We start from the raw sequence: 17,296 nt of genomic DNA on the forward strand, positions 1-17,296 counted from the left end.
AAGCACAGCCGACGACAAGGAGTTCGGATGATGTAGCCTGCATGCGGGTAGACCCCGCAATAGCCATGGGCCCGGTGGCGATGCTCATCGAACGTACACGCGGATCATCGATGACAGCACGCGATCGCTCGACGAGCTTTACGAGCATGTCGGATGGGTTGTTGAAAACAAAATGCGCCTTCGCTCCGCGATCGACGGCCTCATGGATCGTTCCGATGACCGACGATGTTTCACCGCCCTCAGAAATAGCGACGAGCATATCGCCTTTGCCAAGACCCGTTCCACGCACCTGCTCGCGGCCGAATTCCTGATAGTCCTCGAAGAACTCGACGCTTCGTATCAATGCATAATCGCCGCCGGTCATGATGCTCAGCACACGGTTCTCGGCATCGGGGAATTGCGATGCGATCAACGATTGGGATGTTTTCAGTGCTTTCCAGAGCCGCCGCCATGATGCTTCAAGGAGTATCGCAAGACGACCGGTCGCGCCGCAGCCGGAGAAGCAGATCCTGCCGCCATGTGAAAGTGTATCGAACATATCATCGCAAAGGCGTGCGTATGTATCGCTGTTAAAAACACGGCCGGCCATTGCAGGGATGTCATCGTCGACCGACTGGAGCATGCGTATGCCCGCAGCGGAATCCCGAGCTATCGTCTGTGAGAAGCTGCAGGTTTTGGGATGCGGCTGTTCGGTGATGAGCAAGCCCAGGTGAAACTGCGTTTCCCTTTCGAGGAATGTCCGCGCTTCATCAAGTGCCGATCGCCGTTCTGATATAGTTGTATCGCCCAAGTGAGTGCTCCTCGAGAATGCACGGCCGATCACAGCCCACGCGCATGATTGCCATTCCCTGCTGATGTACTATAATCTATACATGATATTGCCGTGCGACTATCATAATCCGTTCATGCTCGGATTTTGAAAATGAAGCAACCTGTCCCGGGCAACATCACCATACTGAGCGTGCATAATCCGAACGAGGAGCGCGCACTAGGCCCTGCACCAACTCCATCACGAGAGCGTAATTTTAGGCGGATATACACCGACAGGCTGTTCGTACCGCATATCGTATCGATCGGACAGGGGAAGCGTACAGATGCGGCGCTTACGATACGCCATCAGATACACCCCGGGGCCATAGAGCTCTACTATATCGCGAACGGTGTGTTCGATATCAGGATCGGCGACACGGCGCATATCGTCAAAGGCGGCGATATCATATCAGTTCCGCCGGATACCTGGCATGAGGGCGGCGTGCTCCCGCTGCAGAAACCCCATTTCTACTGGTGCATCATCCGCATCCCGAAAAAAGGCGAGCGCTTTCTTGGGCTTTCCCGCACAGAAACACATCGCCTGTTCTCAGCACTCACGGCATCACGCGTCCGCCCGCTTGCCATCGGCAATGGATCGAAGTCGATGTTCGATGCAATGCTTGCTTCACTTATCGGCCGCGACCCCTTATGCGGCGCCATCGTATCGCGGCATGTGCTTGCGATGCTCCTCGATACTATCGCATGTGGAAAGGTGAAACCCTCCCGCGATGATATGCGCACGGCTCTGCGCATCGATCTCATACGCCGCTATGTGCTTCATCACATGAACGAATTGATATCCGCAGAGGCGTTGAGCGAGACATCCGGCCTTTCACCGGCAACGCTCCGGCGTGAATTCAAGAAAAGCACGGGTATGCCGCTCCACGACTACATCATCCGTGAAAAGATACGGAAAGCGGAATACGCTCTCAGAAACGGTACGTCAGCGGTGACCGATATCGCGTACGATCTCGGGTTCTCAAGCCCGGCGCATTTCAGCACCGTGTTCAGGAAATGGACAGGGATCACACCACAGGCATTTCGCGAACGCATCAAGCGATAGCCTGATCGTGAACGGGTATCGATTATCGTGACGGCAGACGGTACACGTGCCGCTGGTATCCGAGGAAGCCGTCCTTGAGCACGGCTCCGCTCATCGCAATGCTGCGTCCTTCGAACATGACTTCCGCCTTTCCCATTATTCCCTGAGACAGCGTGAATACAGCGGGAACATTGCTTGGCAGCGTGTTCACGGCGATTATATACGTATCTCCCGAATATTTTTTCACGACAAAATCGATATCCTTCGATGATACGTTCACGTTCGGCGCATCATCGAGCGAATAGAGCACCGGTGTGAGCGTGCGGACCTCTCGTGCAAGATGCTGCATGGCGTTCCAGAGTTCAGCAGTGAGAGGTTTCTGTGCGAACCATTTTATCCCGCGTACGCCGTTGATGAGCGAGCAATAGGTCATGCATTCGGCTTCTGGCCCCGTCGGCTCGCGGGATTTGAAATACGCATACCCGCTCCCCTGCAGCCATATCCAGCTCGGCTTGCCGGCGCGCGACGCTGAAAATTCCATGGTGCGGGAAAGCCCGGCCATTATTGCCGGCATGTATTCAGGTATCGGGTATTGGTCCATACTGGCGATATCGCCGAGCTTGTTTTCCTCATACAGCGTATAGTTAAGATATGTTGGGTGCATGGGGTCGACGGTGCGGGCCATATCGTAAAGTCCCTGTATCTCGGATGTTATGACCGCGGGCTCATCGTACACATACCATGCCAATACGGCAGGATGGTCCTTCAACTGTGTGATATGCTCGCGCATGGCAGTTGCAGAAACATTCCTGTGGAACCAGACTATCGCCATAAGGCCGTTGTTTTTCGCTGCATCAAGCAATGATCGATGTGCATCGACCGTTACCCTGCTCGTGGCACACCAGGTTATCGCATTGCATCCGGCACGTGCCGTATCGCGTATCATCTCCGGCGTGGGGACGCTCTCCCATCCGGTCGCGAAGGGAATGAACGGCTTTCCGTTCACAAGCACACGTCTATGTTCATCGATCGATACTGTTGTCGCAACAGACAGCGGCTGAACAGAAAAAATTTCGGGAGATGTCATACGCGGTAATGGACGTACTACTGCCGCGGGCGATGCATCGATGCGTGCGGGCTTCCAATCAGTGACCGTGTTGCCCTGTTCAAGTTTCACGTCATCGATCCAGAGCGTGCCGTTCGCTGATGGGATAATGGTGCACATCCGCGCGCGCGGCTTTTTTTCAGCGCCGATGAACGTGTACCGCTGCCACGTTTTCCCGACCGATACCGGCCTGCCGCCGATGCCGTCTATCGACATTGTCACCGGATATGCGTCGCGATCGCTTTTCAGCCACGCGGAAAAAGTATAATCTCTGTCGGCATCGAGTATTACCCGCGTCGAATAGAGCCGCAACCCTGCAGTGTTCGTATCACCGACTATCCGCATTGCTCGGCTTCCGGAATGGACTTCGTCCGTTACCGTGCCCCATCGAGCCCTCCATGCAGGGGTGTCTGCAACCCATGCCGGCGCACCCAGGCCCCAATGACCGGGGCCCCAGCTGTCGGGAAAATTCTCAATGACCGCGGCCTCAAACCCGCTGTTCGCGAGCAGATTCTCCCCCGGCTCCGATGCGATGAGTTCCACAGAAGCGATGTATAATGAAAAATCGCCGGTTTCTGACTGGAAGGGCGAGAGGCGTATACCGTCTATTGCATTCCATCCGTCGCAATTGCCTTCGGTGCCATTGAACCATGTGCGCGGTATCGATACGGTATTCCATCCGTCGTTGAGCAGATATATCGCGGCAAAGTTGAGATAATAACCCTTGCCGCTTTTCAGGTAGACACTGAATTGAGATATCTTCTTATGATCGGATACCTTTAAGCGAAAAACGATCTGCGAAACGCCGGTAAGATCGGCCTTGAGCGGTCTGTCCCACGCCGCGCGTATGGTGTTCGTCGCGAAGGTACACGGAAACCGAAGGCAGTCGACGCCGTCAATGTTCGCGGCGATCGGCGCAAGAGCACCCGGACTACCCAGCGTCCAGCCCTGCGCTTCCACTATCGGTGAAAATGCATTCGCAGGAAAAAGCGTCGATGTCATAAGGCAAAATGCATACGCTATGCTCAATGTACGCGGTCCAAGATGCAGTTTCACGATCGCCTCCTCAATGTGTAAACGTAACAGAACGCTCTGTGTGAATTGATAGTGTATAGTATATACGGAATTTGAATATGGAGTATCGATGTTTTTCGATATGGTTTGCCGTATTTTATATCGTCTTTGTCAGCACGGAGGGGATGATGCGATCAGCGGGTGTTCTTCGCCAATCCCCGCTTCACCACTTTCGCACGCTCGGTCTCATTCGTTGTCGGCGCAGGCACAGGGGACTTCTGGTCCCAGAACGCATCATCATGCTCAAAGCTCCACCCCGGCCATTCGCGGAACGCATGATAGCTCCACGACCAGCCGTTCTTTTCGAACACATCGATGATATCGGTGAGATACCGCACGGCATCCTCTTTCGGCGCCCACTTGATAACGCTGAATTCCCCGAAGTATATCGGCACGCGGTATTTTTTCTGGAAGGCCGCGGTCGTTGCCAGCTCCTGTTCCATCACACTTTTATCATACACGCGTCCGTTCACTTCGGACGGATAGCGGACGTTGATCTTTTTCATCACTTCTGCAAGATCGGTATTTGCGATGTTCCCCACGCCTTGATGCGTGAACTCATGCGGTGAATAGAAGTGCGCGCCGTAGATGACATGCGTGTCGGGAAGCGGTTTTAATCCGTCGAATCCCGATGAAAGGCCGCCCGGTCCCGTTTCATAGACGACCCATACGTCCTTATCGATAGCGCGTATCGCTTTTATTCCTGCGATGGCCACTGTCCGCCACTGCCGCGGAGGATACGGCATTTGTCCCCAATCGAGTGCTTCGTTATAGAGATCATACGCCCATATGCTTTCTCGGTAGGGCAGAAGACGTTGCGCGACCATTTCCCATATCCGGCAGAAATTCTTTTCGATATCAGGATGGTCCCAGAATTCACTGCTGCTGTTGTTCACCTTCCCATCCATGATGATGCCGCCAAGCACTGGAACGACCTTTATTCCTTGTTCATGCGCGCATTTTACCTGCGCTTCAAGATGGTCGAGCATGTCCGGCATTGCATCCCATATCCCGGCTGTTTTTTTCTTCAAATAGTACGCTTTGGGGCCGAAGAAAACGCGTACAACGTTCGCGCCGGTCGCACGCAAAGCTGCATACGTTTCCCGGTTCGTCGAACTTCCGGTGGTGCATCCGCGGACTATCGCCGGGCTCGGGCGTTCTTTTTCGAGCACGGCGGCATCGGGGATGTCGGTATCAGGAAGTACCGGCGCCTGTTCGATCTTTATCCATTGTATCTCGCCCTTGGTCTCCCCTGCGGCCCCGAAACTTATCACGAGGATATAGTTACCGCCGTCAGTTTCGAATTGTCGCCAGTCGGTGCGCCATTCGTCGCGGGTAAGATTGAGGTTGACAAGCGCTTTTTCTTTCGCGTCCCACGTACGCCTGAGCTGGAGTACCGTCGTTCCGCGAGCGCGGCCGGATATCGTGTAATTCCCTTTCTCAAGCCTTACGGAGCGATACATCTTCGCGTCCCAGCCGCTGCCGGTATACCGCAGGGATCCTTCCGATGTTTCGATGCTTGCCTGCTTTGTTTTTCCCCAGCCGTCGGCACCCTTTTCGCCGGAAAAGTCGAACGATGCGACGGTCTGTGCGTAAGCCGCTGCCGATAGGATAGCCATAATGATGCTCCATTTCATGTTCATTACCTCCGTGATAATATAACAGATCGACTGGCGATAGGCTCTAACTATTGTGATGTTCCTTCGATGCAACTTTTGTGCGTTCACGCATCCGGTATTCGCCCGGCGTGCAGCCGTACGATCGTCGGAAAAATTTCATGAAATTCGTATGATTATTGAAACCCGTATTCATTGCTATCGAGGTAATGCCTTCATCCGAACCGGCAAGCGATCGTGCCGCTGAAGCAATGCGCACGTCGTTCACGTAGGCGACAAAACTTTTCCCGAACACGTGAGAGAAGCGTCGTGAGAACTGTGTGCGGGAGATACCGATCGTTGAAGGAAGCGAACGAATCATTTCGGGATAGGGATGCCACTCGCGTATGCGTGCCTCGACAAAGTGTTTGAACGCATCGCCGCTCTCGCCGCCGAGGGAATTCTTAAGCGATGAACGGCGTATGATGAGCGCAGGTTCGATGAGCGCAGTCCCGGTCCCGCCGTTGCCGCGTATCTGCGCAAAAAGCATGCGCGCAGCCGTACGTCCGATGGAAATGCCGTCATGGCGTATCGTCGTAAGCGCGACCGGCAGGGGACGTTCCGGCATGTCGTTGAAGCCGGCAACAGCGATGTCCCGCGGTATTGACAGCCCGCTGCGGTCGGCATGCTTGATGAAGCGTGATGCGAAAAAATCCGATTCGAAAACAACAGCATCGACAGGGCGAGCGCGAATATCGTCGAGAAGCGCCTCGGCCGCACGATCGGGGGCATACGGTCCGTGCTTTTCATAGAGATGACGGTAATTGACCGTCCTTCCCGCGGCGTTTTTCGGGAGGGAGTTCAGGAACGCCTGCTTTCGTATCGCCGCATATGATTCTCTGTCAAGCCCGGCATAGACGAACGATCGATGTCCTTCTTCGGCACAATGCGACATCACCTTCCGTATCGCGAGCGCGTCATCAGTACCGACGAATGCGCGCGGTTCCTTTCGCGGCATGGACATGACCGCCACCGACGGCAGTCGTTCGGATACGGCGTTCCATAGTGTCTGCGCGGCATTGCCCGCCGGGATCGCAGCGATGATGCCGTCATACATCCGGTGCATCCTCGATACAATGCGTCGGTCGAACATGTCGCGATCGATAAAATCGATAACGGTCCCTTCACTCACCGCTATATCCTGTATGCCGGATATCGTCTTTATCCAGTATTCGGCGGCGAGCGAATTCGCCCACGAGGCGAACATGTTGATGACGGCGATACGGTCCCGCAGCGGCCTATCCCGCTTTGCACTCTGTTTGTTCATCACGCGCATGACCGGATTATAGTTTCGATCCATCGTTAACACAATATGGGGACATGTGCGAACGCTGTTATGCGGTGCGGAATATCAGATGAAGCAGTACAAGGTAGACCGCCGTTCCCCCGACAATGCTCACGAAGGCGTTGCGAAGGAGCAGATGTACACCTGCGACGACAGTGAGCGCGAGTATTTCCGGCGCGCCGTACGGGAACAGGGCCCAGCGAACATCCTTCAGACAGTATATGACGAGGATGGTGAGCACGAGCGGGGGTATCACTGTTTCAAGATAGACGAGCAGCGTTGGCATTTTACCCGAGCGGAATATAAGGAACGGTGCAAGCCGTGTCGCGAACACGATGACGGCTGTTCCGGCGATAAGCATGATGATATCGATGCTCATGTGTTGCGCGGCCTCAGCACGAGAAGTATGATCACGCCGGCGACGATCGCCGCCAGGAGCATATATGCGTGCGGAATGAACAGAAGCGAGAGTATCCCGGAAACGGCAGCGACGATGAACGGTGTCAATCGGCGCACCGCCTTCCATTGTTCGATCACGAGTACGGTGAAAAGCGCCGCAAGTGCAAAATCAAGTCCGGCAAGTTCTACATGAACGGCAGCACCGATGAGCGCACCGACAGCAGACCCGATGATCCAGTAGAGATGATCGAAGATCGATATGAAGAAAAAATATCGCTTGCGGATGGACTCATTCGGCAGAGCGCTTGCGGCAAGGGCATACGTTTCATCGGTGAGGGCAAATATCAGGTACGGCTTCAGCATGCCCGTGCCGCCGTATTTCCTCAGAAGAGATAGGCCGAAGAAGGCATGCCGCAGATTGAGCAGGAGCATGGTAAAGAGCGCCATGGGGAGCGGGGTGCCCGCAGCGATGAATGACAGCATGAGGAATTGCGTCGCGCCGGAAAATACGAACACGCTCATGATAAGCGCCGCGTACCAGACAAGCCCTGCTTTTACGAGGAGAAATCCGAACGTCATCCCGACGGGGATATAGCCGAACATGACAGGGAGCGTATCAATGAACGCTCGTGAGATCGGGTGCGGTCCCGTTTTTATTGCTGATCGTGTTCGCTGCATCAATTCAGCGACGCGGCAGCGGCACGAGCGGCGACAGCTTCATTCGCCGTGCATACCCCGGGCGTTTCGCCATATGACGGTCTATCATCGGAACGCTGATAAAGACGAACAGAAGCGTCATCGCAACGGGGCCGACACTGGTCCACCAATATTCCGGGAAACGAGCGAGCGAGAAAAGCCACAGCCCCCACCAGAACAGCACTTCGCCGAAATAGTTCGGATGACGTGCATATCTCCAGAGCCCGTGTTCGCAGAGCGCGCCTTTTTTACCCGTGCGTATCGATCGCGAAAGCACTTCATCGGAAACCGCTTCGATCACGACGGCAGCGATGGCAACGAACGCACCGAGGATATCGAACACGCCGAACGGGGCAGATGACGCGAATGCCGCGAAGAGCGAAAGACACCCGGCAAATACGATGAGCGTGGGAAAACCATGAATGCCGAGGAGGCTCACCAGCCAATACCATCGCCCGGAGCTTTGCCGGAAATCGGCGTACCGCCAATCCTCGTGTGATAATCCCTTCCATCTCCGTATCCAATTCCCGGTAAGCCTGAGCCCCCAGATCGACACTATACCGGCGATAAGGATAATACGCCAGAGCGGCGCATCAAGAACAAGGGCAAAATACAGTGCGATCGGTATCGGGATAATGCTCCAGTACGGGTCGTATACGCTCGAGTTGTCGGAAAAGACCGAAAAGAGGAACACAACAAGCATGGCAGCGCAGTCGGCAATGAGAACGGCAAGTAGCGGATGCAAACCGTGAAGTACAGGAGAAATAAGTACGATAAGCACGCCAGCGCACATATATGCGGCAAAACAGTATGCGAGGCCGAACGCTTTGGTCACTACGATGTTTTTCATGCCCCGGATTATAGCAAGAGCAGGAGAAACAGCAAGCAGACCCCGCATGCATACCTGCTTGACAATACATGCGTATGCGCATATATTATGCGTGTACGTTAACGCATTATTTGAGTGAAAAATGCCGAATGTTACGGTAAAAGACATAGCACGCCGCGCACGGGTGTCGATCGGTACGGTTGACCGCGTCCTCCACAAACGCGGGCGGGCGGCGAAATCGACCATCGTGAAAGTAATGAAAGCCGCGAAAGAGATGGATTATCAGCCGAACATCTTCGCGCGAAACCTTTCGCTCGCGAAGAAGCTCCGGTTCGGCGTCGTCATGCCGCGTTCGGCGCAGAACGGCGGCTACTGGAAACTCGCCGATCGGGGGCTTCTGGATGCCGGGAAGGAATTTGCGCCCTTCTCTGTATCGACGGCTGCATTCCGATACGACCGTTATTCGCGCACATCGTTCGAGAAGGCGATGCGCTCTGCAGCGGAGGAATGTCCTGACGGGCTTCTCGCCGCCGTTGTAGATCCCTCCGCCGGCATACCGCTGCTTACCGATATCATGTCGCGCATACCTGTCGTGTTATTCGATTCGTATATCCCGGATGTAAGCCCCATCGCGTTCATCGGGCAGGACTCCTATCAGAGCGGCGTTCTTTCCGGCAAGCTCATGTCCCTGGCGGCCGGAGACGGAGAGATCGTTGCCGTTCAACCGGTGGCCGACGACCATCATATTTCCGACCGCATACGCGGCTTTGCCGACCGCATGGGCGGCCCATCCCGTATCATCGTCGAGCCGCTTGACGGGAACGCAGAGGACGATGCGGCGGTCAAAGCCCTTTTCCTGCGACACCCGGATGCGAAAGGATTCTTTGTAGCAAGCGCCGATGTCCACCGCTTCGCAACCTATGCTGCGGCTGCCGGCGGAAAAAGGGAACGGACCTTTATCGGGTATGATCTTACCGAGGTCAACCGCATGCATGTCGAGACCGGTATGATCGACTTCATCATAGATCAGAAGCCCGATGTGCAGGTGCGCAACGGCCTCACCCTGCTGTACCGGAGCGTGGCGCTGAAAACCCCGCCGGAAGCCGACCGCATGCTCATGCCGCTCGATATCATCACGAAAGAGAATGTCCGCTATTACCGGGCATAAGGAGACAGCCATGGCTGTGAAGGATCGTGTACTCGGTGTTGATTACGGAAGCGATTCTGTCCGAGCGGTCATCTGCGATGCCCGGACCGGGAAAGAGCTCGGGAGCGCCGTGTCGTACTACAAACGATGGAAGCAGGGAAAGTATTGTGCGCCGGCGAAGAATCAGTTCCGTCAGCATCCGCTCGACTACATCGAGGGACTCATTGCTGCGGTGAAAGGTGCAGCAAAGCGTGCAGGTACATCGGCCGTCCGCTCGATACGCGGCATGGCTGTCGACACAACCGGATCAACGCCGGTAGCGGTGGACAAGAGCGGCACACCGCTTGCCCTTACCAACGCATTTGCGGAAAACCCCAATGCGATGTTCGTGCTCTGGAAGGATCACACCGCGGTGAAAGAGGCAGAAGAGATCAATGCGCTCGCAAAAAAGTGGAGCATCGATCACACGAAATATTCCGGCGGCATCTACTCATCGGAATGGTTCTTCTCAAAAATACTCCATGTGCTCCGCGCCGATGCGAAGGTCCGTGAAGCGGCGTTCTCATGGGTCGAGCATTGCGACTGGCTCCCGGCGCTCCTCACCGGCAATACGGACCCGCTCACGCTCAAGCGAAGCCGCTGCGCCGCGGGACACAAGGCGATGTGGCACGCGGATTTCGGCGGATTGCCGTCGGAGGAATTCCTTGCTGCGCTCGATCCGCTCCTTGCCGGGATACGCAAACGGCTTTTCACCGACACCTATACATCCGATGTATCTGCGGGAACGCTCACGCCCGAATGGGCTGCAAAGCTCGGTCTTCCCGTCGGCATTCCCGTTTCCGTCGGTGCATTCGACGCGCATATGGGCGCCGTCGGCGGGATGATAGGACCGTACACGCTCTCGAAGGTGATGGGGACATCGACCTGCGATATGCTCATCGCACCGAATGCGGAAGTCGGCGGAAAGCTCATCAAAGGCATTTGCGGGCAGGTCGACGGCTCGATAATCCCCGGCATGCTCGGCATGGAAGCGGGACAGAGCGCGTTCGGCGATGTGTATGCATGGTTCAAGAAACTGCTGCTGTGGCCGACACAGACCATTCTCGGCAGATCGAAGTCGCTCTCGAAAAAAGCAAAAGCGAAGATCATCGATGAGGTATCGGATGCGCTCATCGTCGAGCTGTCAAGATCAGCGGAGAAGATGCCTGTCGGTGATACCGGTCTTGTTGCGCTTGATTGGCTCAACGGCCGCCGTACGCCTGATGCGGATCAGCTTCTTACCGGCGCTGTTACGGGCCTTACTCTCGGCACGGATGCGCCGATGATATTCCGCGCGCTCGTTGAAGCAACCGCCTTCGGTGCGAAAAAGATAGTCGATCGCTTTGAGGCGGAGGGCGTGCCGATAAAAAGCGTCATCGCGCTGGGCGGCATTGCTAAGAAATCATCATTCGTCATGCAGACAGTATGCGATGTGCTCGGGCGCCCCATCAAAGTGGCTCAGTCCGATCAGGCCTGCGCGCTCGGCGCCTCTATGTTCGCTGCTGTCGCGGCAGGATTGTACCGAACGGTGGATGATGCGCAGCGTGCAATGGGAGGCGGTTTCTCGAAGGAATACAAGCCCGACGCGAAACGCACCGAGGCGTATCGCGCGCTCTATGAAAAGTACACGAAGCTCGGAGAATTCGTGGAAAGCCGGACGAGGTGATCCATGCCTGCTTATAAAGAATTGAAACGCGAAGCATACGAGGCGAATTGCGAGCTCCCCGAACGCGGCCTCGTCCTGTACACCTTCGGCAATGCAAGCGCTGCCGATAGGAAGCGCGGCGTCATTGCGATAAAACCCTCCGGCGTTGATTACGCCGATCTCACCTGGAAGGATATGGTGGTGCTCGATATCAGCGGGAACGTTATCGAGGGGAAGCATCGTCCCTCGTCGGATATGAAGACCCATCTCGTCCTCTACCGCGCGTTCGCGGACATCGGCGGCATCGTGCATACGCATTCCACCTATGCCACAGCATGGGCGCAGGCGATGAGATCCATTCCCTGCTTCGGCACAACGCATGCCGATCATCTTCCCGGCGAAGTGCCGTGCACGGCGATGATATCCGACGCGCAGATCAAAAAAGATTATGAAGAAGAAACAGGTAATCAGATAGTCGCTGCATTTAAAAAGAAAGATCCGAATGAAACACCGATGGTGCTCGTCGCCGGGCATGGGCCGTTCACCTGGGGCGCTACGGCGATGAAAGCGGCATACAACAGCGTCATACTCGAAGAGCTCGCGAAAATGGCATCGATAACCTGCACAGTCGACCCGCGCGCCGGCAGCATTAAGCGCACGCTTATCGAGAAACATTTCAACCGAAAGCACGGCAGGAACGCATACTACGGCCAGGGCGAATAGCGTAACGCCGCACTATCATAGCATTAACGAGGAGTCATCATGAACGCACTGAAAGAAAAACAGGTCTGGTTCGTCACCGGCAGCCAGCATCTCTACGGGGCTGAGACGCTCCGTCAGGTGGCGAAGAACGCAAAGGAGATAGCCGATTCGCTCGCGGCAGAGAAAGAGATACCCGTGTCAATTGTCTTCAAACAGGTGGTGACGACCGCTTCGGAGATCGAGCGTGTTCTTGTCGAGGCGAACAGTGCAGCGGAATGCATCGGCCTCATCTTCTGGATGCATACATTCTCGCCGGCGAAGATGTGGATAGCAGGGCTTTCACGCCTCAATAAACCGTTCGTACATCTTCATACGCAGTATAATCGCGATATTCCCTGGTCGACCATCGATATGGATTTCATGAACCTGAACCAGGCCGCCCACGGCGACCGAGAATTCGGCTTTCTCTGCACACGCATGAAAAAGCGGCGGAAGGTCGTCGTCGGTTTCTGGAAGGACCCCCGCGTCGTGCATGAACTCGCCGTCTGGTCTCGCGCCGCAGCGGGATACAATGCGCTTCGCACGATGAAGGTGGCACGCTTCGGCGATAATATGCGCGAGGTAGCCGTCACCGAAGGGGACAAGGTGGAAGCGCAGATGAAGCTCGGTGTATCCGTCAACGGCTTCGGCATAGGTGATCTCGCGGCCACGATACAGGCGGTATCGGATGCGGATATAAAAAAGCTCATCGATGAATATCAGGCAGACTATGATGTGGAGCCGGCATTACTTCCGTCGGGCGCGAAACATGCGTCGCTCAAGGAAGCGGCACGCATCGAGGCCGGTATGCGGGCATTTCTTACGCGCGGGGGATTTTCCGCGTTCACGACGACATTCGAGGACCTGTACGGGCTTGGTCAGCTTCCCGGACTTGCCGTGCAGCGCCTCATGGCCGACGGATTCGGTTTCGGTGCCGAGGGCGATTGGAAAACTGCAGCGCTGCTCGCCGCGTTAAAGGTGATGGACGAAGGGCTTTTCGGCGGCACATCGTTCATGGAGGATTATACGTATCATCTGGACGGGAGCGGCATGGTACTCGGTGCGCATATGCTCGAGGTATGTCCCTCGATAGCGACCGCGAAGCCATCGCTTTCGATACATCCCCTCGGTATCGGCGGCAAGGCCGACCCTGTGCGATTGATATTCACCGCAGCGGCGGGCGAAGCGCTCAACGCATCGCTCATCGATATGGGGAACCGATTCCGTCTCATACTGAACGCCGTAGCGACGGTATTGCCTTCGCAGGAAATGCCGAAGCTGCCGGTCGCTCGCGCCCTGTGGAAGCCGCATCCGAATCTCCCGACGGCGGCACAGGCATGGATACTCGCCGGCGGCGCGCATCATACGGTATACAGCCGCGCGCTTACGATGGAGCATCTCATTGATCTTGCAGAAATGGCGGGGATAGAATGTCTGTGCATCGACGCGGATACGGATATTCGTTCGTTCAAGAACGAACTGGCGCTGACGGAAGTGCTGGCCGGGTAGAGCGGCTTTGCATCACGGATGTCAATACAGCCTCAGATCTGCATAATGCGATTCTCAGCACGATATACACTCACCCCATCCCCCGGGCCCCTTCCCCTCTCTCACGGAAATGTGAGAGAGGGGAAGGGGAGAAGATGAAATATGATATCGAAGCGCATGCTACCGACTGAATTTCAATCCATAACCCTTTTGCCACGGAGTTATTCCACAACATCAACCCGGTGCAAATTTGTTTGCACGTAAGTACCGTGCACGCATGGTAGACTCTCTTGTCAACATGATATATCCAAAAATGTAATCTTACCCCCCTTCCCCCTCTCACTTCCCTGTGAGAGAGGGAAGGGGGTGCCGCGTATTTCGCGGCGGGGGATGGGTGAGTGTTCTATCGGCAGGAAATATTTAAAACGATTGTGGCAACACCCTTAATTGCGGTACGTAGTGGGAACGAATACGTTAAGGCTTTTTTGCTCGCTCGATCATCGCCGTCGTCGAATACCCGTCGCGGAAGCTCACCGTTTTCACGCGTCCGCCGTAGGCGGTGACCGTCGCATATTCGGGAAGTGTTTCCGGTTTGTAGTCCCCGCCCTTCACATGAATGTCGGGCTTAAGGAGCGATAAAGTCTCTATCGGCGTGTCCTCGGTGAACCAGGTCACAAAGCGCACCGATTCAAGCGCGGCGATCACCGCCATCCTGTCGGCAAGTTTATTGACCGGCCGCGTCGGCCCTTTCAAACGCACCACCGATGCATCGTCATTAAGCGCGACGACAAGCAATTCCCCGAGCGAGCGGGCCTCGGCGAGATAATCCACATGGCCGCGATGGAGTATGTCGAAACAGCCGTTGGTGAACACGACCCGTTTCCCCTCGCGGCGAACCGCAGCAAGGAGCGGCGCGAGCTCTTCGCGGCGTATTATCTTTTCCACGCTCATGGGCGGCTCACCTGCCGATATGTTTCTTGATATACGCGGCGATGGTCTTCGTGCTCACCGTGACCGCGTCGACGGCGGCGGCCTTCGTCATCGCGGCGAGCGTATCCGCATCGGCGATCACCTTGCCTGCGAGCGCCTCATCGACAAGACGACGGACCGTATCCGCATCCACACCATGGAGCGTGCCGCTCTCAATTTCCGTTCCGGCGGCCGATGGGGAAGCCTCGGAAAGACGGGCGAGTTTCGCCGTCATCTTCACAAGGCTGCGTATCTCATCCTCGCCTTCGATGACCGCAAGCGACCCGTCGGGCGAAAGCCCGCGCGCCTCCTCTTCGAGGAGCATGTAGTCGTTGGCGTCGATGGAATCGATGATAAGATGCACATGCCGCATATCATGCGCAAAAATATAACCCATGTACATGATGATGACAAGGAGTATGCCCACGAGCGTTGCGATGAGGATGAGCATGATAACATCGTGCTTGAACATGAGGTCGTTGGAAGTGATGACAATGGACGTGAGGGGGAGCTTCACATGCGGCGCAGCGATGAATGACGACGACGAGAGCGGCACAACGACATTCCACTCTATCTCACCGTGCACCCGGTGGAAAAGATGCTCTATCTCCTTCTGATCGGTGACGGCCGATCCATCGCGGCTGTACACGGCTCCGTCCTCGGTATAGAAAAGCACCTTCTGCCCGTAGAACATGCGCGTCATGCCGACATCGCGGTTGAACGCCTCGTTCTTCTGCTGCACCGCCGATACGCGCAGGTCGATGAGATGCTCATAGGTGAAGTGGTCGGTAAGCGCAATGCCGACGATGAAGACGAGGACGATGGATACGCCTATCTTCATGATGCGTTCTTGCACGAACGCACTGTCGCCTTTCATCCGGTTGAGAAAGCTGAATATGCGCAGGAACCTGAGCAGGCGGATTATCTTGAAGAAACGCCCTATGCGGGTGACCTTAAAGGTCGCAAAAAACGACATCGCACCCTGGAAAATAAGCGCGATACCGGGAATACTTGCAAGAAGGTCTATCCATCCGTAGCCTTTGAAGAAATACTGCCTGATCGGGAGCGTCGCCATGCGGACAACGAAATCGAGGACGAAGATGATGTCGATAACGTGGTTGACCATGATAAGCACCGGCACCCCGGAAACAAGCACGGTCTTAAGCGGTGTGAACTCAAGGATCAGCCCCGCGATGGACACCATGACGATGTACGGGTTCACCGCATCGGCGGCCTTCACCAGGAATGGCAGGCGTAGTGGCTTTATCATCATACGATATTCCCCCGGAGCGCAGCGCGCGTTCCCGATTCGGATGACAGTATAATGCCCTTTATCTTTTCTTTCAATTCGTCGATACCCGTCCGCATACGCGCGCTCACCCGCAGCGCTTCAGGGTTCGCCGTGCGAAGTATCGCGCTTCGGTACTCATCGATACGGTCGCATTTGTTGAATACGACAAGCCGCGGGATGTCGTGTGCGCCTATCTCGGCAAGTACCGCTTCAACGCTCCGCATATCGCGGTCCACCGCTTCTTTTTCCGCATCGACCACATGCACGAGAAGATCGGCATCCCTCACCTCGGCCAGTGTGGACGTGAACGATTCCACAAGCAGGTGCGGAAGATCTGCAATGAAGCCGACGGTATCGCTCACCACCACATCGAGGCGCACATCGTCCCCGAGATAGAGCTTTCTCGTCGATGTATCGAGCGTTGCGAAGAGCTTGTCCTCCACATAGGCGCTTTCATTGCATAGCGCGTTAAACAGCGTGCTTTTTCCCGCATTGGTGTAGCCGACAAGGGCGCAGGTGAACGCGTCCTTTCTTGATTTACGCCCGGTCGCCATGTTCTTCACGGCACGCGCAAGATCACGCCGTATCGCATGCATTCGCTCGCGGGCATGACGGCGGTCATATTCGAGCTTTGTCTCCCCGGGGCCGCCGAGCTTTCCCGTCACCGCATCGGTGTGCGACATGGTGGACCATGTGCCCTTAAGCCGCGGGTACTCGAACGTAAGCCGCGCAAGCTCCACCTGCAGCTTCGCAATGTTCGTCCGTGCACGCATGGAGAATATCCGGAGGATGACATCGGTACGCGTAAGCACGGCGAGCTCGAACATATCCTCAAGATTGAGCCGCTGCGACGGGGAGAGTTCGTTATTGAACACGACCGCTGCCGCGTTGACCTCACGCGCACGGGCGGCAATGGCCTCGATCTGTCCGGCACCGAGATAATGTTTGGGGTGTATGCGCTGCACGCGGGGCGTTCTCTTTTCCACCGCGTTCATGCCGAGCGTGTCGACAAGGAGCGAAAGCTCCGCGAGCGATGTTTCCGCGGACTGCGCCCCTTCCCTGCTGACGATGGCGTGCACGG

Annotated in this window: 15 protein-coding genes; 5 read left to right on the forward strand and 10 right to left on the reverse strand. The window is 55.8% G+C overall.

Annotated features, from left to right (window positions below):
* Window positions 1-790 (reverse strand): sugar phosphate isomerase (locus AABZ39_11145; protein MEK6795327.1); only part of this gene is annotated, 790 nt, incomplete at its 3' end.
* A 132-nt stretch (window positions 791-922) separates the two neighbouring features.
* Here AABZ39_11145 and AABZ39_11150 point away from each other — a divergent pair.
* Window positions 923-1,873 carry an AraC family transcriptional regulator gene (locus AABZ39_11150; protein MEK6795328.1) on the forward strand — a complete coding sequence of 317 codons (951 nt, stop codon included), beginning with the start codon at window positions 923-925 and terminating at the stop codon, window positions 1,871-1,873.
* A gap of 22 nt (window positions 1,874-1,895) precedes the next feature.
* Here AABZ39_11150 and AABZ39_11155 read toward each other — a convergent pair whose 3' ends face one another.
* From AABZ39_11155 to AABZ39_11180, 6 genes are all read right to left on the reverse strand, one after another.
* Window positions 1,896-4,013 (reverse strand): hypothetical protein, encoded by a 2,118-nt coding sequence (locus AABZ39_11155; GenBank protein MEK6795329.1) that lies wholly within the window; start codon window positions 4,011-4,013, stop codon window positions 1,896-1,898.
* A gap of 152 nt (window positions 4,014-4,165) precedes the next feature.
* Window positions 4,166-5,650 (reverse strand): cellulase family glycosylhydrolase, encoded by a 1,485-nt coding sequence (locus AABZ39_11160; GenBank protein MEK6795330.1) that lies wholly within the window; start codon window positions 5,648-5,650, stop codon window positions 4,166-4,168.
* A gap of 64 nt (window positions 5,651-5,714) precedes the next feature.
* Window positions 5,715-6,986 carry a substrate-binding domain-containing protein gene (locus AABZ39_11165; protein MEK6795331.1) on the reverse strand — a complete coding sequence of 424 codons (1,272 nt, stop codon included), beginning with the start codon at window positions 6,984-6,986 and terminating at the stop codon, window positions 5,715-5,717.
* 34 nt (window positions 6,987-7,020) lie between these two features.
* Window positions 7,021-7,350 carry an AzlD domain-containing protein gene (locus AABZ39_11170; GenBank protein ID MEK6795332.1) on the reverse strand — a complete coding sequence of 110 codons (330 nt, stop codon included), beginning with the start codon at window positions 7,348-7,350 and terminating at the stop codon, window positions 7,021-7,023.
* Window positions 7,347-8,048, reverse strand: coding sequence for an AzlC family ABC transporter permease (locus AABZ39_11175; GenBank protein MEK6795333.1), 702 nt, complete (start codon window positions 8,046-8,048; stop codon window positions 7,347-7,349). The genes AABZ39_11170 and AABZ39_11175 overlap by 4 nt, the downstream gene beginning before the upstream one ends.
* A gap of 4 nt (window positions 8,049-8,052) precedes the next feature.
* A complete protein-coding gene (locus AABZ39_11180; GenBank protein MEK6795334.1) occupies window positions 8,053-8,916 on the reverse strand; it encodes a DUF1295 domain-containing protein in 864 nt (287 codons plus the stop codon).
* 121 nt (window positions 8,917-9,037) lie between these two features.
* Here AABZ39_11180 and AABZ39_11185 point away from each other — a divergent pair, with 121 nt between their 5' ends.
* From AABZ39_11185 to araA, 4 genes are read left to right on the forward strand one after another with little or no spacing between them, the layout of a single operon-like run.
* Window positions 9,038-10,063 (forward strand): LacI family DNA-binding transcriptional regulator, encoded by a 1,026-nt coding sequence (locus AABZ39_11185; protein MEK6795335.1) that lies wholly within the window; start codon window positions 9,038-9,040, stop codon window positions 10,061-10,063.
* A gap of 10 nt (window positions 10,064-10,073) precedes the next feature.
* Window positions 10,074-11,747 carry a ribulokinase gene (locus AABZ39_11190; GenBank protein ID MEK6795336.1) on the forward strand — a complete coding sequence of 558 codons (1,674 nt, stop codon included), beginning with the start codon at window positions 10,074-10,076 and terminating at the stop codon, window positions 11,745-11,747.
* Between the two features lie 3 nt (window positions 11,748-11,750).
* Window positions 11,751-12,449 (forward strand): L-ribulose-5-phosphate 4-epimerase AraD, encoded by a 699-nt coding sequence (araD, locus tag AABZ39_11195; protein ID MEK6795337.1) that lies wholly within the window; start codon window positions 11,751-11,753, stop codon window positions 12,447-12,449.
* A gap of 39 nt (window positions 12,450-12,488) precedes the next feature.
* Window positions 12,489-13,976 (forward strand): L-arabinose isomerase, encoded by a 1,488-nt coding sequence (araA, locus tag AABZ39_11200; protein MEK6795338.1) that lies wholly within the window; start codon window positions 12,489-12,491, stop codon window positions 13,974-13,976.
* A gap of 453 nt (window positions 13,977-14,429) precedes the next feature.
* On the opposite strand, the gene rfaE2 is transcribed toward araA, so the two are convergent.
* From rfaE2 to hflX, 3 genes are read right to left on the reverse strand one after another with little or no spacing between them, the layout of a single operon-like run.
* Complete coding sequence (rfaE2, locus tag AABZ39_11205; GenBank protein ID MEK6795339.1) at window positions 14,430-14,906, reverse strand: D-glycero-beta-D-manno-heptose 1-phosphate adenylyltransferase; 477 nt, start codon at window positions 14,904-14,906, stop codon at window positions 14,430-14,432.
* A 7-nt stretch (window positions 14,907-14,913) separates the two neighbouring features.
* Window positions 14,914-16,197: an ion transporter gene (locus AABZ39_11210; GenBank protein ID MEK6795340.1), complete on the reverse strand. Its 1,284-nt coding sequence runs from the start codon at window positions 16,195-16,197 to the stop codon at window positions 14,914-14,916.
* Window positions 16,194-17,294 (reverse strand): GTPase HflX, encoded by a 1,101-nt coding sequence (gene hflX, locus AABZ39_11215; protein ID MEK6795341.1) that lies wholly within the window; start codon window positions 17,292-17,294, stop codon window positions 16,194-16,196. Before hflX ends, AABZ39_11210 begins: the two co-directional genes overlap by 4 nt.
* Window positions 17,295-17,296 lie beyond the last annotated feature (2 nt).

This window comes from Spirochaetota bacterium, from assembly GCA_038043445.1.
GTDB lineage: Bacteria > Spirochaetota > Brachyspiria > Brachyspirales > JACRPF01 > JBBTBY01.

Coding starts and splice junctions, on each gene's coding strand:
- AABZ39_11150 (MEK6795328.1), top strand. CDS start 923: ATGAAGCAACCTGTCCCGGGCAACATCACCATACTGAGCGTGCATAAT.
- AABZ39_11160 (MEK6795330.1), bottom strand. CDS start 5,650: ATGGCTATCCTATCGGCAGCGGCTTACGCACAGACCGTCGCATCGTTC.
- AABZ39_11165 (MEK6795331.1), bottom strand. CDS start 6,986: ATGGATCGAAACTATAATCCGGTCATGCGCGTGATGAACAAACAGAGT.
- AABZ39_11170 (MEK6795332.1), bottom strand. CDS start 7,350: ATGAGCATCGATATCATCATGCTTATCGCCGGAACAGCCGTCATCGTG.
- AABZ39_11175 (MEK6795333.1), bottom strand. CDS start 8,048: ATGCAGCGAACACGATCAGCAATAAAAACGGGACCGCACCCGATCTCA.
- AABZ39_11180 (MEK6795334.1), bottom strand. CDS start 8,916: ATGAAAAACATCGTAGTGACCAAAGCGTTCGGCCTCGCATACTGTTTT.
- AABZ39_11185 (MEK6795335.1), top strand. CDS start 9,038: ATGCCGAATGTTACGGTAAAAGACATAGCACGCCGCGCACGGGTGTCG.
- AABZ39_11190 (MEK6795336.1), top strand. CDS start 10,074: ATGGCTGTGAAGGATCGTGTACTCGGTGTTGATTACGGAAGCGATTCT.
- araD (MEK6795337.1), top strand. CDS start 11,751: ATGCCTGCTTATAAAGAATTGAAACGCGAAGCATACGAGGCGAATTGC.
- araA (MEK6795338.1), top strand. CDS start 12,489: ATGAACGCACTGAAAGAAAAACAGGTCTGGTTCGTCACCGGCAGCCAG.
- rfaE2 (MEK6795339.1), bottom strand. CDS start 14,906: ATGAGCGTGGAAAAGATAATACGCCGCGAAGAGCTCGCGCCGCTCCTT.
- AABZ39_11210 (MEK6795340.1), bottom strand. CDS start 16,197: ATGATGATAAAGCCACTACGCCTGCCATTCCTGGTGAAGGCCGCCGAT.